This is a genomic window from Frankia sp. AgB32 (genome assembly GCF_023243045.1).
Taxonomy (GTDB): Bacteria; Actinomycetota; Actinomycetes; order Frankiales; family Frankiaceae; genus Frankia.
The window spans coordinates 1-16,006 of sequence record NZ_JALKFX010000237.1; the positions used below are offsets into that span (position 1 = coordinate 1).

General features: G+C 69.8%; 26 protein-coding genes. 23 read left to right on the forward strand and 3 right to left on the reverse strand.

Annotated elements, in window-relative coordinates; genetic code table 11:
- Positions 1 to 122: 122 nt before the first annotated feature.
- Together MXD60_RS26620 and MXD60_RS26625 are read right to left on the reverse strand one after the other, a co-directional pair.
- Positions 123 to 782, reverse strand: coding sequence for a hypothetical protein (locus MXD60_RS26620; protein ID WP_248822440.1), 660 nt, complete (start codon positions 780 to 782; stop codon positions 123 to 125).
- Positions 783 to 852: 70 nt separating this feature from the next.
- On the reverse strand, positions 853 to 1,182 hold the full coding sequence (locus MXD60_RS26625; RefSeq protein ID WP_248822441.1) for a DUF6011 domain-containing protein: 330 nt from the start codon (positions 1,180 to 1,182) through the stop codon (positions 853 to 855).
- A 180-nt stretch (positions 1,183 to 1,362) separates the two neighbouring features.
- Between MXD60_RS26625 and MXD60_RS26630 the strand changes: the two genes are divergently transcribed.
- The 12 genes from MXD60_RS26630 (at position 1,363) to MXD60_RS26685 (ending at position 7,049) form a co-directional block, all read left to right on the forward strand.
- Entirely contained in the window at positions 1,363 to 1,746 is a 384-nt protein-coding gene (locus tag MXD60_RS26630; RefSeq protein WP_248822442.1) for a hypothetical protein, read from the forward strand.
- 65 nt (positions 1,747 to 1,811) lie between these two features.
- Positions 1,812 to 2,255, forward strand: a complete 444-nt coding sequence (locus tag MXD60_RS26635; RefSeq protein WP_248822443.1) for a hypothetical protein — start codon at positions 1,812 to 1,814, stop codon at positions 2,253 to 2,255.
- A 78-nt stretch (positions 2,256 to 2,333) separates the two neighbouring features.
- Positions 2,334 to 2,588, forward strand: coding sequence for a hypothetical protein (locus MXD60_RS26640; protein ID WP_248822444.1), 255 nt, complete (start codon positions 2,334 to 2,336; stop codon positions 2,586 to 2,588).
- Positions 2,589 to 2,815: 227 nt separating this feature from the next.
- The gene (locus tag MXD60_RS26645) at positions 2,816 to 3,505 is read left to right on the forward strand and encodes a hypothetical protein (RefSeq protein ID WP_248822445.1); all 690 of its coding nucleotides are present in this window, start codon (positions 2,816 to 2,818) and stop codon (positions 3,503 to 3,505) included.
- On the forward strand, positions 3,502 to 3,798 hold the full coding sequence (locus MXD60_RS26650; protein WP_248822446.1) for a hypothetical protein: 297 nt from the start codon (positions 3,502 to 3,504) through the stop codon (positions 3,796 to 3,798). Before MXD60_RS26645 ends, MXD60_RS26650 begins: the two co-directional genes overlap by 4 nt.
- The gene (locus MXD60_RS26655; RefSeq protein WP_248822447.1) at positions 3,795 to 4,001 is read left to right on the forward strand and encodes a hypothetical protein; all 207 of its coding nucleotides are present in this window, start codon (positions 3,795 to 3,797) and stop codon (positions 3,999 to 4,001) included. The genes MXD60_RS26650 and MXD60_RS26655 overlap by 4 nt, the downstream gene beginning before the upstream one ends.
- On the forward strand, positions 3,998 to 4,369 hold the full coding sequence (locus MXD60_RS26660) for a hypothetical protein (RefSeq protein ID WP_248822448.1): 372 nt from the start codon (positions 3,998 to 4,000) through the stop codon (positions 4,367 to 4,369). The genes MXD60_RS26655 and MXD60_RS26660 overlap by 4 nt, the downstream gene beginning before the upstream one ends.
- A 57-nt stretch (positions 4,370 to 4,426) precedes the next feature.
- On the forward strand, positions 4,427 to 4,690 hold the full coding sequence (locus MXD60_RS26665) for a hypothetical protein (protein WP_248822449.1): 264 nt from the start codon (positions 4,427 to 4,429) through the stop codon (positions 4,688 to 4,690).
- A complete protein-coding gene (locus MXD60_RS26670) occupies positions 4,687 to 5,121 on the forward strand; it encodes a hypothetical protein (RefSeq protein WP_248822450.1) in 435 nt (144 codons plus the stop codon). The genes MXD60_RS26665 and MXD60_RS26670 overlap by 4 nt, the downstream gene beginning before the upstream one ends.
- Entirely contained in the window at positions 5,118 to 5,504 is a 387-nt protein-coding gene (locus MXD60_RS26675; RefSeq protein ID WP_248822451.1) for a hypothetical protein, read from the forward strand. Before MXD60_RS26670 ends, MXD60_RS26675 begins: the two co-directional genes overlap by 4 nt.
- Complete coding sequence (locus tag MXD60_RS26680) at positions 5,501 to 6,016, forward strand: hypothetical protein (RefSeq protein ID WP_248822452.1); 516 nt, start codon at positions 5,501 to 5,503, stop codon at positions 6,014 to 6,016. Before MXD60_RS26675 ends, MXD60_RS26680 begins: the two co-directional genes overlap by 4 nt.
- 130 nt (positions 6,017 to 6,146) lie before the next feature.
- The gene (locus MXD60_RS26685; protein ID WP_248822453.1) at positions 6,147 to 7,049 is read left to right on the forward strand and encodes a DNA polymerase beta superfamily protein; all 903 of its coding nucleotides are present in this window, start codon (positions 6,147 to 6,149) and stop codon (positions 7,047 to 7,049) included.
- Positions 7,050 to 7,439: 390 nt separating this feature from the next.
- Here MXD60_RS26685 and MXD60_RS26690 read toward each other — a convergent pair whose 3' ends face one another.
- Entirely contained in the window at positions 7,440 to 7,715 is a 276-nt protein-coding gene (locus tag MXD60_RS26690; protein WP_248822454.1) for a hypothetical protein, read from the reverse strand.
- A 297-nt stretch (positions 7,716 to 8,012) separates the two neighbouring features.
- Between MXD60_RS26690 and MXD60_RS26695 the strand changes: the two genes are divergently transcribed.
- From MXD60_RS26695 to MXD60_RS26740, 11 genes are all read left to right on the forward strand, one after another.
- A complete protein-coding gene (locus MXD60_RS26695) occupies positions 8,013 to 8,228 on the forward strand; it encodes a hypothetical protein (RefSeq protein ID WP_248822455.1) in 216 nt (71 codons plus the stop codon).
- Entirely contained in the window at positions 8,225 to 8,494 is a 270-nt protein-coding gene (locus MXD60_RS26700) for a hypothetical protein (protein WP_248822456.1), read from the forward strand. Before MXD60_RS26695 ends, MXD60_RS26700 begins: the two co-directional genes overlap by 4 nt.
- A 3-nt stretch (positions 8,495 to 8,497) precedes the next feature.
- Positions 8,498 to 10,234 carry a hypothetical protein gene (locus MXD60_RS26705; RefSeq protein ID WP_248822457.1) on the forward strand — a complete coding sequence of 579 codons (1,737 nt, stop codon included), beginning with the start codon at positions 8,498 to 8,500 and terminating at the stop codon, positions 10,232 to 10,234.
- Positions 10,235 to 10,238: 4 nt separating this feature from the next.
- Positions 10,239 to 10,517 carry a hypothetical protein gene (locus MXD60_RS26710; protein ID WP_248822458.1) on the forward strand — a complete coding sequence of 93 codons (279 nt, stop codon included), beginning with the start codon at positions 10,239 to 10,241 and terminating at the stop codon, positions 10,515 to 10,517.
- Between the two features lie 214 nt (positions 10,518 to 10,731).
- Positions 10,732 to 10,854: a hypothetical protein gene (locus MXD60_RS29105; RefSeq protein ID WP_283099043.1), complete on the forward strand. Its 123-nt coding sequence runs from the start codon at positions 10,732 to 10,734 to the stop codon at positions 10,852 to 10,854.
- An 18-nt stretch (positions 10,855 to 10,872) separates the two neighbouring features.
- Positions 10,873 to 11,616: an ADP-ribosyltransferase gene (locus MXD60_RS26715; RefSeq protein ID WP_248822459.1), complete on the forward strand. Its 744-nt coding sequence runs from the start codon at positions 10,873 to 10,875 to the stop codon at positions 11,614 to 11,616.
- Between the two features lie 9 nt (positions 11,617 to 11,625).
- A complete protein-coding gene (locus MXD60_RS26720; RefSeq protein WP_248822460.1) occupies positions 11,626 to 11,784 on the forward strand; it encodes a hypothetical protein in 159 nt (52 codons plus the stop codon).
- A gap of 139 nt (positions 11,785 to 11,923) precedes the next feature.
- The gene (locus MXD60_RS26725; protein ID WP_248822461.1) at positions 11,924 to 12,409 is read left to right on the forward strand and encodes a hypothetical protein; all 486 of its coding nucleotides are present in this window, start codon (positions 11,924 to 11,926) and stop codon (positions 12,407 to 12,409) included.
- A gap of 126 nt (positions 12,410 to 12,535) precedes the next feature.
- On the forward strand, positions 12,536 to 14,785 hold the full coding sequence (locus tag MXD60_RS29580) for an intein-containing protein (RefSeq protein WP_248822462.1): 2,250 nt from the start codon (positions 12,536 to 12,538) through the stop codon (positions 14,783 to 14,785).
- A 15-nt stretch (positions 14,786 to 14,800) separates the two neighbouring features.
- Positions 14,801 to 15,487, forward strand: a complete 687-nt coding sequence (locus tag MXD60_RS26735; protein ID WP_248822463.1) for a hypothetical protein — start codon at positions 14,801 to 14,803, stop codon at positions 15,485 to 15,487.
- Between the two features lie 18 nt (positions 15,488 to 15,505).
- On the forward strand, positions 15,506 to 16,006 hold a 501-nt coding region (locus MXD60_RS26740), incomplete at its 3' end, for a hypothetical protein (protein WP_248822464.1).

A 16,006-nucleotide genomic window follows, 5' to 3' on the forward strand; every position in this document is an offset into this window, starting at 1 on the left:
CACACGTAGAACGGGATGCCGAGCACATCGGCGGCGCGGCGAGCGTCGCGGGCGTCCTCCAGCGTGCAGCAGCCGCGGGGGGGCCCGGGGGGGGGGCCCCCCCCGGGCGGGCGGCGAGCGGATCAGCTACGGCAGCCGCAGGCGTACAACCGGTCGACCAGCGCGTAACCGCTGTCCACGCAGAACGTTTCCGCCAGCTCCACAGCGGCGCCGAACTGGTCGGCCCCCTCGAACGCGGCCACGTCCACCGCCATCGCCCAAAGCGGCACTCCGCCGCGCACGGTCTCCCGGACCACGTGGCCGACGATCTGGCTGAGCGAATGCGAGTGGTCGGCGTTGCGACGCACTCCGTCGGGCTCGTAGGCTCCGACCCGCCGGCCGGCGATCTGCACGGCGGCGATCTCGCGGGACCGGCGGCGCGCGGCCATGTCGCGGTGATCGCGGATGCTGCCCGCGAGCTCCCGCAGGGCCTCTGCCCGCTCGCTGTCGTCGTCGGCGGCGAGGAGGTCGGCGGCGGCGAGCGTCCGGTCATCCAGCTCGCGGATTGCAGCGGCCCGCCGCTGCTGGTCAACCAGCGCCCGGCCCTCGCGGGTCACAACGACTCGGGTCACCGTGGACGGCGTCGACTTGTACGCGAGGTATCCGTCGCTCTTCAGCCGGTCCATGGCGGCGATCTCGTCGGACGGCAGAGCCGACTCGATGTCGGCGAGCGTCGGGAGCCGGGTGGCCGTGGTGGCGATCTGGTGAATCTTCTGGAGCACGGCGAGGTCGGTGGGGTTCACGGAATTCTCCTTCGGGGGGTTGATGTGGGGACGGGCCCGGCCGGTTCTCCACCGGCCGGGCGCGGGACGGTCAGGCTGCGGCGAGGCGGACGGCCGCCACGTGGTAGCAGAGGCGCCCCTCCTGCCCGGCCGCGCAGCCGCAGTCCGTCGTCGAGGCGTGGTACTCGCGGTAGGTGCCGCGGACCATGTGCAGGCCGTGGAAGTGCTTCGAGGGGATCCGGGCCACGCCACCGTCCGCGATGACCTGCAACGCCTTCGCGACCTGCTCGGGGGTGAAGTCCGCCGTGTCCGCGGTCATCCTCTTCGCGCAGGTGGGGCCGTAGCCGCTGGCGATGCTCTTCGCACCGGTGAGCTTCCGATTGCAGCGGCGGCAGCGGGTGGCGGTCTCGGTGGCGGTCATTTCGGATTCCCCCTTGTCGGCCGGCCCTTCCGGCGTGGCACCACATTAGGTTAGATCATACGGTCACGTCAAAACATGGGATACACAATGCGCGTTGCACATCTCGTGTTTTGACGTGACCGTACGAACATGGATACGGTTTGACCACGCCGGAACGACCGGCAACACGAGGGGGATCTCATGCGACTGCACAGCTACCTGGTAAACCTGCTCAACGCCATGTACGAGGCCGCCGCGATCGTCGGCGAATACACCTACGACCGCGCCACCTGGGATCGCACGATCCGCGGCCTCACCGACGAGCGGATCATCACCGAGATCGCCGAGTTCGGCAGCCTCTGGGCCTTCGTCGATACGACCATCCCGGCGGCGTACCTCCGCCGCGGCGACGTCGTTCTCAGCCCGATCGACGGCGACCCGGAGGGCGTGGTGACCGGCCGCCGGCTCCGCCACCGCTCGGAGTCCGCCTCCGGCGAGGTCGAGGTGATGGTCGCCTTCGACGACGGCGAGGCCGCCCCGCAGATCGGCCGGTGGGAGCTTCCGATCCTCCGCATCGCCGAGTGAGCCGGCGCAGGCCCGTGGGGGACGCCCTCCCACGGGCTGCCTGGCGCTCCGGCAGGATGGCCGGCATGGGAAGGCTTCGCATCATCATCACGACCGCCACCGGCCGGCAGATCGCGGCCGGTGGCGGCTTCGCGGACGACGAGGCCGCGCGGACATGGGCCCGCGGCCTGGCCGGGCGGTACGGCATCACTGTCGGCGAGGTCGTCACCGCGGTGCCGCAAGGCGCCGAGCAGGCACGCGCACGCACCGCGGAGGACATCGCGCGTGAGGACCAGCGGACGGCCCTGGCCGCCGCGCCGCACCCTCACGGCGAGGGCGACCAGTGGCTCACTCTCACCGAGGTCGCCGCGCGGTACCGCGTGAAAACAACGACTGTGGAACAACAGGTATCCCGGGGGGTGCGGCCAGGACCTGAAGACGGCGAGGGGATGCGAGGCGGGCTGTGGCGGAGCAGCACGCTCGACCGCTGGGATCGGGAGCGAGCGGAGCGCAGCGCACGACCTAAATAGCCATTGATTTGACATGACCGTACGATCCATCTAATGTGGTGTCACGCCGGAAGGGCCGGCCGACAGAAGGGAAACGAAATGACCAGCGTCGCCATCCTCCCGGCCGTGCGCACCAGCCAGCAGACGCTCCTCGCCCGCATCGCCGCCGGTGGGATGACCGTCCACCAGGACGGCTCCTATGGCCTCGCCGGTCAGGCCGACGTCGACCGGTACCGCGGCCAACTCGACGGCATGGCCGCCGCCGGCCTGATCGTCGCCGGCGCAGCCGACACGTCGGGTGCCCGGCCGGTCAGCGTGACCGACGCCGGCGCCGACCTCCTCGGCCTGCACTGACCGGGAAACGTGAACGGCCCCGGGGTGCTGACGGGGGGACAGCGCACCGGGGCCGCACGAGTGTCCGCGGCGCGCCAGGTTGGGCGCCCTCACCCCAGGACCTCGGGAAGAGATGGGTGCGGGCGGCTGGTACGGCTGTGACCCCGACGGCCGTCCCGGCGCCGCCGCGGACACCCGCAGGCTAGCAGATCTGCCATGTCGTGAATCGTGAGATATACGATCCGGCCATGCAGCCGCCTGCCAGCGCAACGTTGGAGCTGGATCATCTCCTCGGCGAGCTCTACCGCGGGTTCTCGGCCGCGGACGCACCTGGCGTACTGCCGCTCCTCGAAAGGCTGACGCGCTCCTACCTGTTCCAGCTCGCACCCGCCGGCGGCCGGGACGAGAACAGCGGCGGCCGGCGTCCGCCTGGCCCGCGCCCGCCCGGCCACGACGGGCCGATGCTGGCCCGCGACGAGATCGAGGCGGTGGTCGACTGGTGGGCCTACTACCTCGCGCCGGGCGCCCGGCAGATGAGCCGGGTGCAGGCCGCGGAGCTGCTCCCGACGCTGGCCGTGCAGCAACGCGCCGGGGAGTTCGCGGGCGAGGTGCTGCACGACGTCCAGTCCGCCCATCGGGTGGCTCTGCTGGTCCTCGGCCTGGAAACCGCCCCCGGCACCCTCCAGGGAAGGGACGCGCCCCGCTGTCTGCACTGCCACAAACAGCGGATCATGTTCGACCGGAACGCCACCCTCGGAGACGTCTGGTGCGGCAACAGCGGCTGGGAGTCGACGGCCTGCCACGACGACGCCCGCTGGCCCGACTGCCGAGACGAGACCGGGGTCATCCACTGCCGCCGCTCGGCCCGATCCGTCCGCCACGCCTACCGCTGGGACCACGCCTCGCTGCCCCTGCTCGCCCCCGCACGGCCCGCATGACCGGCTGTTGCGAGGATCTCGCGTCCGGCTCGTGTACCTGCTGCCGCCCCGTCGACCCGGACCCTGCGGCCGTCCTGCGCCGCCTCGACCCGGAGGAGCTGAACCGGGCCTTGGCCGCGGTCGCCGAGACGCTGCGGCCGATTGTCGAGGCGGTTGCGGCGGCACTGATCGAGCTGGGCCGGCAGGCCGAAGCCATCGTCGCCGCGCTCCGGGACACCGGCCGCCCGTCTCCCTACCGGGACGACCGGCCCCGCTGGCAATCCCCCTACGGGCCACCGAGGGAGCGCCGGTGATGCTCCTCGCCGCCGGCATCGCCCTACTGGTCCGCTGGGTCCAGGCGCGTCGCGTGCTGGCCGCTGTCCCGGTGGAGGTAGTCCGGGACATCTGCCCGGCCTGCGGCCACACCGAGGATCATGAGGATGCGGGTGTGGTGGCCTCGTGGATGGCCGTGCACCGCGCCGCCGACCACACCCGCCAGATCAAGGAGTTGCGTTGACCTCGGACGAAGCGAGACGTCTCATGCTCGCCGCAGCGGCGGCACTTCCCCCCAAGATGCACTCCGCGGCCGGGCAGATCCGCATGCTCGCAGGGAACCTCAATGATCCCGACGCGGCCCGGCAGGCGGTCCAGCTCACGTCGAACGTGTGGGACTTGGTCGTCCGCGAGGTTACCCCCACCGGCCAGGCGATCATCTTCGGGGAGATCGGCAACCGGTTCGGCAACCACCAGGATGATGTGTCGCTGGCCGGGCATTGGGCGGCGCGGATCGTCGGCTGCCGGGCCGCGGCTGCCCTGCCGGAGGGCGGGAATCTGCGGCACGCGCTCGGCGGCACATTCGACGCGGCGATGGGGAGCAGCCGGTGAACGCGAATAACCCCCGCCTAGCCTCCGCACCGAGCGGCGGCGGGAAGACGATGCCCGATGCCGGCTGACCCCGACGCCGCTCAGGAGACCCGGGCGAGCCGGGTCATCGTCGTCCAGCTGCCCGACGGGCCCGAGTTCTCGGACGTGCTCCGCGCGTTCAACGCCGTGGTGCCCGCCGGGTGCAAGGTGTTCGGCGCCGTGGACAGCGGCGCCGAGAAGGTGCTCCGAGTGTTCTCGCACCTGACGGCGGACGTGTACCGGCCGGAGGGTGTGGTGAACGATCCCAGCGCGGTCGTCCGCGACAAGGAGGTATCACGATGAGGTGGTGCGACCGCTGCCGCGACGGCTCCACGGGTCACTACGACAACGAGGGCAATCACCGTGTCGGCCCCGCCTACGGCGAGTACGGCCGGCTCCTGGCCGCCGAGCAGCAGCTCCACCGGCTCATTGCTACTGCCGACACCCTCGCTGGAGTCGAGGCTCAGGAGAGCGAAACCCGGTTCGGGGGATGGCTACCCTCGCGGCCGATCGAACTCTCCGACGAGCTCGACAAGCTCCGCGCCGCCATCACTGAAACCCGCGGGGCCCTTGGCCCCTGCGGCGCCACCGCGGTGTTCTGGCCAGACGACGAGGCGTGCGACGCCGAGTGCCATCTCCTCCTCGGCCACCAGCCGGCCGACACCCACGAAGATGCCAACCTCGGCGAGTGGACCGAGGACGAGCTGCCTACCAGCCCGGGGCCACAGTCATGAGCGAAGACCTGAGCACCCGGGTCCTGGCCCGCATCGACCACCTCGAAGCACTCGCACGGGCGGCCGAAGAAGAAGACGTGGCCGACTCGGGCATGATCAGGAACTTTACGTCTGCGTACACCGAGCACATCGACACCTGGGATCCGGCGGCGGTCCACACCCTCACCAGAAACGCCCGGCGAATCGTCGACGCGCACACTGCCCAGGTAGACATGGCCCTGGCCGTGTTCCAGCGCCGAGAGGTCTGCGCGGTGTGCCGCACTCCCGAACAGTGGCGAGAGGGTCAGGACTGGGGTAGCCGGCGTGTTACCTATCCCTGCCCGACGCTGACGGACGTCGCCCGGATGCTTGGCGTCGACCCCGAGGGAGCGTCAGCGGCATGAGCGCCGACCGGACGCCGCCGCCGGCCGAACAGCCCGCAGCCGGCCCCGGGATGCCCCCGTTCCCCGGTCTCGACAGCGACAACCCGCTCGTGCGGGCGGTCGCAGAGGAGGACTGGTACGGGGATCCGGCCGCCAGCCCCGGCTTCCACGGCAGGCTGAACACGACCGGGGACCGGATCCGGACCCGCGCGGCTTGCTGCGACCTGCACAACCAGCACTGCGAACCTCCCTCCGAGCTGTGCTGCCACGACTGCACCGAGGCCCGGCACCCCCAGCACCCAGAGGGGGCGACCTGCGTCCTACTGCTCGACCGCCCGGCCGGCTACCGGCCGACGAACGAATGGTCGGAGCGGGACTGGGAGAACGTTCAGCAGTGGGGGTACTGCGGCCTCTGCGAGATGCCCCGCCACGTCGTGACAACCTGCGGCGTCGTGACGACCCGCGCCCCTGAAGGCGCGCGCCGGGAGCTGGTCTGCTCCAACTCGGAATGCCCGCAGAGCGAAGCGTCGTGACGAACAGGTCGGGCCGCTCGTCCAACACCCGGGATCCCCGGGGTGGGTACACCGGCAAGCGGCTCCTCGCCGTCGACCGCCCGTTTCCTGCGCCGGCTCACCCGCCAGACCAACCGCCCGAGGAGGGCCGATGACCGAGACTGACCTGCGCCCGAACGTCGACTACGGCCCGAGCGACGCGGCCCGCGCCGGGGAGATCCTCCGCTCGGTGGTCGGCAGCACCGTCCACGGCACGAACCTGGTGGGTCAGGACGACATCGACCAGCTCGGCGTCTACATCCCGCCGCCGGAGCATCTGTTCGGTGTGGTCGAGCCACCCCGTAGCGGCACCCACGTGTGGCGCACACAGCCCGAGGGAGCCCGCTCGGGGCCGGGCGACATCGACCTGACGATCTTTACCGTGCGTCGGTTCCTGGCCCTCGCGACCAGCGGCAACCCGACGATCATCGCCCTGTTCTACACACCGGATGACGCCCTCGTAGTCCGGACCGAGGAGGGCGACCGGTTGCGCGCGCTCGCCCCCGCCGTCGTCTCCCAGCAGGCCGGCCGCCGGTTCCTCGGCTACCTGCATTCCCAGCTCGAGCGGATGGACGGTAAGGGCAAACAGAACCGTGTGCCCAACCGCCCGGAACTGGTCGCCCGGCATGGATGGGACGTCAAATATGGATCACATGCCTTCCGTCTTGGCCTCCAGGGCATCGAGCTCCTGACCACTGGCCGTCTCGCCCTGCCCATGGAGCCGGAGGCCCGCGAACAGGTGCTGGCCATGCGTCGCGGCGATGTCCCCCTGGACCGCGCACGGCTGCTCATCGCCGACGCGGCGGTACGGCTCCACGGCCTGCTCGACGACCCGGACCTGCACCGCCGCTCACCGCTGCGCGACCGTCCTACCGCTCGTTGCCCGGGGTGGGTGTCGGGCCAGGGGTCCCGTACGGGTGGGCGCTGTCGATCCACCCCTCCCCGTTGGACCGGCAGGTGTAGGTCGTGTCCCCGGACCGGTGGGACTCTCCGGGGGAGCAGGGATAGCCGGTGAACGTGGACGACGGCCGCGGCGGCGGCGGCGGCGGCGCAACGGTGGCCGTCGCGCTGGCCGCGGCCACAGCTGCCGGCGTTGCGGTGGGCGTAGGCGCGGGTGCGGACGGCGGAGCGGACACCGGCCGTGTGGACGTCGGCGGGGTGGGCGTCGGCACCTGCGTGGGTGTGGGTCCGACCGCGCGCGGCTGCACCGGCTTGGGGGCGGCGCTGGTCGGGGCCGGCCCAGCGGGCTGGGTCTGCGGGGTGGTGGAGGCGGTGGGTGTGGGCGTCGGCTGGATGACCGGCGCCGGCTGGCAGGCCGCCAGCGCGACGGCGGCAGTGATGATGGGCATGGCGAACAGGCTGCGGCGCAACAGAAACTCCCCCGATGATCTGTACGGTCGACGGCTCAGTTCGGGTCGCGCAACGTCGCGTACGCGGCGAACAAGCCCTTGCAGCCCTTCACCGCACCCGTGGCCGCGCTCTGGGCAACCGCCTGCGCGATCGTCAACTCGGAGTCGTGAACGCCGTCCTTCGCTTCCAGTTCCCGGGTCGCATACACCAGGGCTGCGTTCTCGTCGTCAGTCCCACCGCAACCGTTGGTCAAGGTGGTGAGGGCCTGCTGGTATTCGGCGATCTGCGCCGCGGACGGGTGGCCGATCCCGTCGAGGTTGGCAAGTTTCACCGCGGCCGACGGGCCGGCTGTGGGCGAGGCCGAGCTACCAGCCGATCCCGAGCTGCCACTTGATGTGCTCGCACAGCCGCATAGGACGGTGGCGGCGAGCATGGGAACGACGAACAGACTGCGACGCATAGCGATCCCCCCGGATGATGACGTTCGGCCATCGTAGGACCACGGCGGCAACACGTTGCGCGGGGGCCAACCATGCGCTGCATCCGGGCACCCATTTGACCTGCGGATGCTCGGATGCGCTACCATGAAGCAGCTCCACAGGTCTGCCCAAAACAGCCCGGAGGTCCCATGCGGCCACCGGGCTTTCTGACGTTGTCGGACATCGCCCACTGGCTTGGCCACCGCCAGCCGAAGGCGTCGAAACACTCGACGACGAGGACGCTCCTCGCCCGCCGCGGCATCCACCCGGCCGCCCAGCTCACCACCGGCCAGCGGGCGCTCCTCTGGCGCTGGGAGGACCTGCACGTCCTGGCCGACCGCATCCCCCGCGCCCAGGCAGCATGAGCGGCCCGACCGACCGGGCCGCAGACCAGCGCCACCAACGCGAACAGGCCGCCCACGCCGCCGCCCGCGCCCGCAAAACGGCCCGCCAGGCCCACCGTGCCGGCGCCCACGCCCGCACCCGCGCACACAACAGCCGCATCCGGACGCACACCCTCGACCACCTACTCGCCCGCGAACACCGCGACCTCGCCACCGAAGTCGAACAGCGCCGCGCGGAGCTTGACCGGCTCGCCCGGCTGATGGCAGCCCCACCCAGACCGAGGTGACCTGTGTCCGCACACGGCCCCCACTGTGCGGCAATCACCCTCAAAGGCACCCGCTGCAAGAACCGGCCCAAGCCCGGTAGCACCCTGTGCGCCGTTCACGAGCGCGCCCGGAAGAAGCTCGGTGACCTCGGCAAGAAGGGCGGCGGCGAGAAACCGACGCTCGCCGCGCTGCGCTTCCGCGACGAACGCGGCCGGCTCACCAGCCGCCCCGGAGTCCGCCCCGAGAGCTCCCGCCCCGGCACACCACACACGGTCCGCGCCGACGCCATCCAACCCGGCGACGTGCTCCAGGGCTTCCAGGTCGAGAAGGTCGAGCCCGGCAGCAAGGCAGGCACCGTCCGGATCCACGTCGGCAACGGCGTCCGGATCCTCGCCCCCGCGGACCGGCCCGTCGATGTCCTCCGCGGCGGCAAAGGCGGAACGCCTGGCGAGATCCCCCCGGCACCCACACCCACCCCGAAACCCGCCAGGCCAAGGGCAGCGGCAGTGCCATCGAAGGCGGACGCCCGAACCGCCATCGCCCACGCCCAAACCGCCGTCGGTGACCCCGCGAAGATCGGGCAGCGCAAACAAACTGACGATGAAGAACTCGCGCTGATGTCCGCCTACTGGATGCGTCGCCAACTCGCCGACCTCCTCGAACACGGCGACTGGGATGCGATCCGCGCCCGCCCCGTCTCCACCAACCCGAACGCACCCCCCTTGGACGCGGTCACAAGCCACCGTCGCGACGACATCCTCAACACCTACCGCAACAATCCGAACATCCGCGCCAGCGCCGTCGCCCACCTGCGCACATCTGCCGACGGCCTCGTCGCCCACCTCGACGCCGAAACCTTCGACGCCGACTCCGACGGGATCCCCGGACCCACCACCATCGCGAAAGTCGACGCGATCCGGCAGGCCGGTGCCGTCCTCAACCGGCGCATTGACGCCCGCGCCGCTGAACTCGCCGGCAACCCGGACTTCGACCCGAAGCGCGCCAAAACGCTTCAGGCAGCTCTCGACGCGGCCGATGCCGCCGGCGACCAAGATGCCCTAGACGTAGCTTTGATCGCGCTCCGCGAACACCAGGCCAAACAACGCCGCACACAGATATACCGCGGCCGGGCGCAACGCGAAATCCTCGCCGAAATCAGACCGATGGGCGGCACCATCGACTACGGTCCGCAGGTGAGCGTCGACGGCGAAAACACCATCGACAAGGCCGTAGGAAATTTCCCTAGCGCCTGGCTGACCCGGGCCGCCGATGGTCGCCCCCTCGACGTCGTCCTCGTCCACGAACAAGAAGAACGCGGTTTGCCGTCCAACAGTCGAGGGAAATTCGAGGGCGGAGACCTCCGCCGTATCACTGTCCTCCAGGGCGACACCACCACCGCCACCCATGAACTCACCCACCTCATGGAAACGTCAGTCCCCGGTCTGCGTGCCGCGCAATGGGCCTACCACGCCCAGCGGAACACCACCGTCACCCGCGGACAACGCCGCTGGACCAGCAAATCCGGCTCCCTCCGCCGCCTCGACGACATCACCCCCGGCAGCGGATACCGGGCTGACGAGGTCAGCCGCCCTGACAAGTTCACCGACCCGTACGCCGGCAAGGTCTACGGCAACGGCGGACCCGGTCAGCATTGGGAAATCGCCAGCATGGGCTCCGAAAGTTTCGTCTCCAGCCAGTCGGTAACCCGCGATGATCCCCACCTCGACAATTTCATTATCGGCCTGTGGGCTGTATTGTGAACGTATGTGGACCGCAACCGGCACCATCTACGGCCGGGAGAATCAGCGTCTCGTCTGGAACAATGGCCCCCTCGGCTGGCCGAACATCATTCTCACCCTCGCCGCCGACGAAGCCGCTGAAGGCGTTGACGTCGTCATCGCCGTCCCGGGTATCACCCGACGGCTGAACCTCGACGACGACCTCGCCGTCTCCCGCTGGCTGGCCCTACAGGGCATGACCCTCACCGGCGACCTTCCGACGGCACCGCCCGCACCCGCATCACCTGCGGGCACCATCCACTAACAGCTGCCGCGGGGAGGCCCTGTGGCCACCCTCGCGGGACTGTCCCATGCCCACGGCGGCCGGTGGGATGAGGCGAAGCACCCCCGCCGGTCCGACGGAAAGTTCGGCTCCGGCGGTGCCAGCACCCAGCAGGCGCGGATCGGCGCGTTCGTCCGGGGCAGCGAGTCGACGGCCGCCGGGTCATCCACGCCGAACTCATCCCCCGGGGAGCGTCGTGAAGCTCTCCAAGCTCGCAGGGAAGACCAAGGACAAGAAGTCGTCGCAGGTCCGGCCGGGCCGGTTCATCACCCGCCCGGGCGACGTGACCGTCACGAAGCCGGCCAGCAAAGCCCACTAACTCCCTGGAGCGCCATCCATGCGCGTTCTACGGCCCTGTGGTGCCCTGACCCTCCGCGGAACACGCTGCAAAAACCCGGCAGCCCCCGGCCTACCGATCTGCACGGTCCACGAGAAGACACGGAAGAAACTCGCCGACCTCGCCCGACACAACCGCACCCACCCTGCCGGTCGACAGCCGCTCCCCTCGGGAACGCTGCGCGGCAAGGACGCCGACCGCTACTTGGCCGGCCTCGCCGACGCCGACAGCATCCCCGAAGCATCACGACGGGCCGTATGGGCGTACAGCGGCCCCCGCTCACCGATCAACCCGACGCTCCGCGCTCGCACCCTGGCTGACAACCCGGACATCGCCCGCGTCGTGCACGACCTCGACGCAGCATTCGACGCCGTCCCGCCAACGACCCGGCCGATCGTTGTGCACCGCGGCCTCCGCCACGTCGACCGCTTCCTACCCCCCGACGCCACCGGGTTCCAGCATGAAGACGCCGGCTACCGATCCACCTCCACCGACATCAACGTCGCCGAGGAGTTCACCCGCTTCGGACCGGCAACAGCCACCCGGATGATGGTCGAAATCGAAATTCCCGCTGGATCGAAAGTTCTTCCCATCGAAGCGATCGGCACCCAGTTCCCCGGACAGAACGAGGTTCTGTTCCCCCGGAACAGCCACATCGAGTTCACCTCCGACGATGACCGCGCCGACACCGACGGCCGGCCCATCCGCCACGCGACAGCCCGCCTCGTCACCCCCCGCGAGTAGAATCGGCCCATGTCAGAGACCTCACCCCGCCCCGGCGACGACAGGGCCGACCGGTTTGTCGGCGGCCCCGGCGACGGCACCGTTTACGGCCCGGATGGCAAGCCCTGGAAGCCGGGCGACCCGATCCCCGCCCGCCCCGCGGACGACACGAGCCGTTCCGGCGGGTAGCAGAGCACCACCCTTCAGCGTCCTTCTCCCGCCCAGGCCAGGTGCCTGACGCGGCGCCCCCTTCACACCCGCGAGCGAGGTCACGGTGCCTCGCGGTGGACAGTCGAAGAAGCCGGAGCCCGGCCGGCCGCGACTAGTCGTGACGGCCGTCGTGCGCGAGCGCGTGCACGTTCTACATGAGCAGGGCCTGTCGCGCAATGCCATCGCGCGGGAGATCGGCTGTGCCTGGTCGACGATCACGAAGATCGCCCAGGAAGAGGGGTTGTCGTTCGACCGGGCTCAGACCGCCCAGGCCGTCGAGGCCGCGAAGGTCGACAACGCCGCGCGCCGCGTGGCCCTCGTCGACCGGCTGTACGGGCGGGCGGAGAGCGTCCTGGACCGGCTCGAAGCCGAGGTCTACGAGTATCGGGTCGTCGGCGCCGAGGGCTCGTTCGTTGTGAAGGACAAGCATCCGCCGGCGCAGGACGAGCGGAACCTGTCCTCGGCGGTCACCGGGTATCTCGGCAACGCCGCGAAGCTGGAGCAGCTCGACCAGGGCGACGGCTCGACAGCGGCCCGGTCGATGTTGGGTGATCTCGCGCGGGCGTTGGATGTGGCCGCGGGGCAGCTCCCACCAGCGGAGTAATCCGACCGCGACGGCCGCCGTTCGTGCCGGATCTGCATCAAGGCCCATCAGAGCAACTGGTACATGAAGAACCGCGCGCCGGGTGCTGCCCGCGGGTCGGAGTAGCCGGGGTGGCGGGGGAGCGCGGTGGACCTCGGCGCGCTCCCTCTCTCACCAAAGCAGATCCGGTCCATCTCGGAGGCGAACCGGCGGCTGAATATCTGGCAGGGGAGCGTCCGAAGCGGGAAGACGATTTCGAGCTTGCTCCGCTGGCTCATATTCATCGCGGACCCTCCCCCGTCAGGGTTGCTCGTCATTGTCGGTAAGACCCTTGACACGGTTTTCCGTAACGTGTTCGAGCCGCTCATGGACCCGGCGATTTTCGGCGAGGCTGCTCGGCACGTCGTCTACACCCGCGGCGCTCCGACCGCGAAGATCCTGGGCCGCCGCATAGAGATCATCACCGGCAATGATGTGCGCAGCGAAGGCAAATTGCGCGGCGCCACCATCGCAGGGATGTATGCCGACGAGCTCACACTACTCGGCGAGGACTTCTTCACGCAGGCGCTCGCCCGCCTCTCGGTCCCGGGCGCCAAGCTGTTCGGCACCACGAACCCCGACGGGCCCCAGCACTACATCCGCAAGAAGTTCCTCCTACGCCAGGGGGAACTTGACCTTGCAACATGGCATTTCGTTCTGGACGACAACCCTGTCCTGGAAGAGGACTACAAGAACGCCCTCAAGGCCGAGTACGTTGGCCTCTGGTATCGCCGGTTCATCCTCGGGGAGTGGTGCCTCGCCGAGGGCGCCTGCTACGACATGTGGGACGAAGACCGGTTCGTTGAGGACACCATCCCGACGATCACCCGCTGGGTGGGCACGGGCGTCGACTACGGGACCGTCGCGCCGTTCGTCGGCATCGTCGGTGGTATCGGCGTCGACCGGCGCCTTCACCTCGTGGCGGAGTACCGGTACGAGTCGAAGCTGGCCCACCGGCAGAAGACCGACGCCGAGTACTCGACAGCCCTCCAGGAGTTCCACGCGGGCGTCCCGATCCCTGGAACCGGGCTGCGCGGTGTCCGCCCGGAGTACATCTGCGTCGACCCTTCAGCCGCGTCGTTCGTAACCCAGCTCTACCGCGACGGCGTCAGCGGCGTGATGAACGCGGACAACTCGGTCGTGGACGGCATCCGCATGGTGTCGTCGCTCTTCGGCAACGACCGGATCAGGGTGCATCGCTCGGTCCGGGGCTTCATCTCCGAGGTACCGGGATACGCGTGGGACAGCGACGCTGCCGACAAGGGCATTGACCAGCCCATCAAGGCTGATGATCACTCCTGCCTGGCGGCGGGCACGCTGGTCACGACCGAGCTGGGTGATGTCCCGATCGAGTACGTCGCGCCCGGGACGCGGGTGCTGACCCGCGACGGCTGGCGGCCCGTGACGGATGCGGGAATGACCGACGCCTCCGCGGATGTACTGCGCGTCGATCTATCCAATGGGCGGTCACTAACCGGAACGGGAAACCATCCGGTATTTGTTGAAAATAAGGGCTGGACACGACTCGATTCGCTCACCCGTTCGGATAGCATCGTAATGTGTCCAAGCGCGTTGACGTCGTCGTGTACAGCGGCATCAAATACCGCCGGTACCCTGACGCTCCCAGCCTATCTGACCGCAACTACTTCGTTGCGGGAATCGGCGATAGGCAAAAGGGCAAGGCGACTCGCCTTCACGAAGACATCTGGCGTGCTGCGAACGGCCCGATCCCGGACGGCTGCCACATCCACCATCGGGACGGGGACCCGCTCAACAACGATCCCGAGAACCTCGAATGTCTCACGGTCGAGGAGCATCGGGCGCACCATGGTCCCGAGATCTCTGCGCAGAAGCGGACACCCGAGTCCCTCGCTCACCTGGAGCGTATCCGCCCCCTCTCTGTCGAATGGCACGGCTCGCCAGAGGGCCTTGAGTGGCATCGAGAGAACGGCCGGCACGTCTGGGAAGGCCGTGAGGCAACCGAACGGGCCTGCGAGCAGTGCGGTAGCTCGTACTGGTCGCGAGACACGGGTCACGACAAGTTTTGCTCCAACGCTTGCAAGTCGGCGGCGCGCCGCGCGTCCGGCGTGGACAACATCAGGCGTGAGTGCGTCGTCTGCGGGACCAGCTTCGAGACAAACAAGTATCAGGCAGGGAAGACCTGCTCCCGTTCATGTCGTGGACGTCTCCGCTCTCGGAACGCGTCAGCCCGTGTGGAACCTGACGGTGGACGGGTCACCTGAGTTCTTCGCGAACGGTGTGCTGGTCCACAACTGTGACGCCGTCCGCTATTTGATCAAGTCGACCGAGCCTCTCTGGTACGGGACGCTCCGCCAGCCCCTCCAGCCCGCCGCCTGACCGAGGAGCCCACCCGTGGCCACGGACAAGCGCACCGTCCACGGCTCCGGCGCGTTCGGCCCCCGCCGCGGCACCTCCGGGGCAAGCATCGCCCAACTCGCCGGACGTGCCCGCGCGGAACGCGCCGACCCGCTACGCGCGAAGATCATGGCCGACCCGGCGATCCGCAACCCCGAGGGCTTCCTGGTGTACCTGGGCCGGCGGAAGGGCGGTCTGAACTCGCACAAGGGCCGCGGCTCGCATCCGGGGGTTGGTACGCGCCGACTGGCCGGCCACGACCCGTCGAGCCTCACCGCCCGCCCCCGTGTCGACGGTGGTGGGGATGCTGCGACGGTGCGGCTGTCCCGGCAGGACCTCAGCCGGCAGTTGCGTGACGCCGCGCCGACGATGGTCATGCGCCGCGCCCAGGTCCGTGAGGCTGTGCGCCGGCCGGAGCCGCGCCCGCGGGTGCGGGAGGCGGACACGGTCGCGTTGAAGCTGCCCATGAGCCAGGCGGCCCGTGCGGCGCGGGCGAAGCCAGGTGGGCAGTGGACCGCACCCAAGGTGATCCCGAAGGCACGCGAGGTCCCCGGGCCTGAGCCGGTGAAGCTCCCGCCTGAACTCGCGAAGCTCCGCGTCGGAGACGTCCGGCTCCCGGGGCTCGGCAAGACGAAAGCCCACCGCAAGACGAAGCTGTCGAAGCGCTGGCGGCTCGGCCGCTGACCCTCTTGGAGCCTGATCGTGGCAGCTCACCGCCCTACCTGCGCCGCCACGACCGTCAAGGGCGCCCGCTGCAAGAACCACGCCAAGCCCGGCTCCGCATACTGCGGTGTGCACAAGGACTACGGGAGCGCGAAGCCCGGGAAGGTCCCGTTGGGGAAGCTCGCCGGCCGCGCGAAGACGCCCAGCGGGAGCAAGGGCACCGAGCCCGCGGGTGGCGACATGCTGGCCCGGCTGAACAGTGCCGGTTCCCGCGACGAGGCGACAGCGATGCTCGGCGGGATGACCGTGCCGCAGCTCCGCGCGTTCGCCGGCGAGAACAGTCTCGTGGTCACCGGCCGCACCAAGGCCGACATCATCAACAACTTGGTTGGGCAGACCGTCGACGCGGGGAAACCCGGGCGGGGGGGGGCGGGCCCCCCGGGGGGGGGGGGCGCCCCCCCCGGGCGCCCGCCGCCTCGAACAGCACCGGGGCGCAGTCGGCGACCATCACCGCGAGTGCCAGCCCAGGCACGTCCGTCA